The 1983-nt window shown below is 62.1% G+C and carries 1 protein-coding gene and 1 pseudogene; one reads left to right on the top strand and one right to left on the bottom strand.

Translation table 11 applies throughout. The features are described from left to right. Positions 1 to 435 (bottom strand): annotated as a pseudogene (locus VGL01_RS11680) (diguanylate phosphodiesterase); the annotation flags it as partial. Positions 436 to 1051: 616 nt separating this feature from the next. Here VGL01_RS11680 and VGL01_RS11675 point away from each other — a divergent pair. Continuing rightward, on the top strand, positions 1052 to 1983 hold a 932-nt coding region (locus tag VGL01_RS11675), incomplete at its 3' end, for a PIG-L family deacetylase (RefSeq protein WP_331569407.1).

Below are 1983 nucleotides of genomic sequence, written 5' to 3'. Positions count from 1 at the left end.
GAGCCGACTCACGATACCGGTCAGATTGCGGTTGGTCGACAGCAGCCGGTCGCTATCGATGGTGGCCCGTTGCTGGCTCGCGCTCGCATGAACGGCCGTATCGGCAAGCTGCGATGCCCAGCGCGCCGTATCCTGCCGAAGCGCGGCGACGAGACGGACACTGGCGGGATCGTTCGCCAGTAGCTCTTCGAGACGCTCGAAGCAACGCGCAGCCTCTCCCACGCGTTCGACCGGCCAACCATAGTCGGTCGCCTGCGCACTGCCCAGGCCCAGCAGAAATTCCGCATTGGCCTGCAGCAGCAGCGATTGCAGCGCTTCGACGCTGGTACGGACATGCATTGCTCGCGTGCGCACGTCGTGCGCCTGCTTGTGCGACGCGAGCGTGTATGCGGCACCGCACGCAAACGTCCCCACGCTCAAGAGGAGGAGTGCCATGGGACGAAACGCACGGGAGCCCGTTTCGATACGGCGAAGCCACTCGCCGGCGGAGCGCGCAATGCCGATTAACCTGTGAACTGCCATCTTGGCCCGACAAGAGATCGCGACACGCATGCCGTCTTTCAACCTGGATTCAATTTGTTGCGCTGCAACGCGCGCATGCCTGCGCGCGTGGTCGCTATGCGCGCTCTTAGGAGAATATCGGCGCAGGCCGTTCCGACTTTAGTGACAGAGCATCGATTTGGGGCCGCATTGTCGACGGGCAGACGCTCGCCACGGGGTTCGCAGGTCGTTTGTCGTTTTCGTTCCTTGTTCATCCGACGACTATCGATACCGCTGCGCACGATCTGGCGCGAAGACCTGCGTCGTGCGCCGAAGCACGGCACGCCACGAGCGTCGTGGCTGTGCACAATAATCGCCAACCTATTCCCCGTCCCCGTGACGACGCGAAACGTGCAGTACACGCGTGTCACTTCGTTTCTTCGATGAGAGCCCTGCCGTGTTGAAGCGCACTTCCCGAACACATGCCACCGAGCACGAGCACGCGTCCCGCCCTTCGGAAGGTCGATCCTCGGCTCAGCACGACGGACCGCTCCGACGATCGGATGCGCCAATGCGGCTGGCCGGCTTGCCGGGTGACAAACGCGCGCGTCGCAATGCAAGTGCGCAAGCGGCCAGGCCTTGCGGCGACGACGCGCATACACAGTCCAAGCCCACCGACGTCAATGCAGTCGGCGGCAGTGTGTCGTCCGACGCGGACGAAACCGTGCGAGCCAACGAGATCCATCCGGCGATGGGGGCGCTGCTCGATCGCCATGCGCCAGGCTGGAACTTCGACAGCGCGCTGATCGTGCTTGCTCACCCCGACGACGAAACGATGATGGTCAAAACGATCAGCACGTTGTTTGCAATGGGCGTGAAGGTCAATATCGTCTATCTCACGCAGTCGAACGGCGGCACGGCATTCACGAGCGAAACGGACATTCAGCGGCCGAAGTTCGCCGCAACGGGAAAGGAGGCGCTCTACTCGGAGCAATACGGCGCGACGCGCATCGCTCAATCGTTCGGCTTTCTCGCCGATTTGTGCCCCGATCCAGCGCTTTTGAAAATCCATGTGCTCAGCTATCCGGACCGCAGTCCGTACAACTCGCCCGCAGAACGCAGCGTTCGATACAGTCATATCGCCGATTGGAACCGCGAGCGTATCGTCGAATTCATCGCGCGAATCATCGCTGAAGAGAAGCCGGCCGTAGCCTTCAGTCTGCGCTCGGAGGCCGCCGTGCATCCCGGTCATTCGGAAAGTGCGCGAATGCTCGACGAAGCCATCGAAAAGGCGAAGGAATCGGGCCGCGACGATATCCGCGAGCCCATGCGGATATCGGCCATCGAAGCAGGATGGTACGAGCAGCGACACTTGCGCGAAACACCCGCCGCACTCGAAATACTGAGCCGATGCACGGACGAAGAACGACTTGCGATCCGCGCGCTGCTCGCGAAATGGTTCGGACAACGGCCGGCCCACATGCCGCCCAACGATTTCGAACA

Source organism: Trinickia sp. (genome assembly GCF_036503415.1).
Lineage (GTDB): Bacteria > Pseudomonadota > Gammaproteobacteria > Burkholderiales > Burkholderiaceae > Trinickia.
Note: the sequence above shows the minus strand (reverse complement) of the source record. Positions and strands in the feature narration are given on the sequence as shown.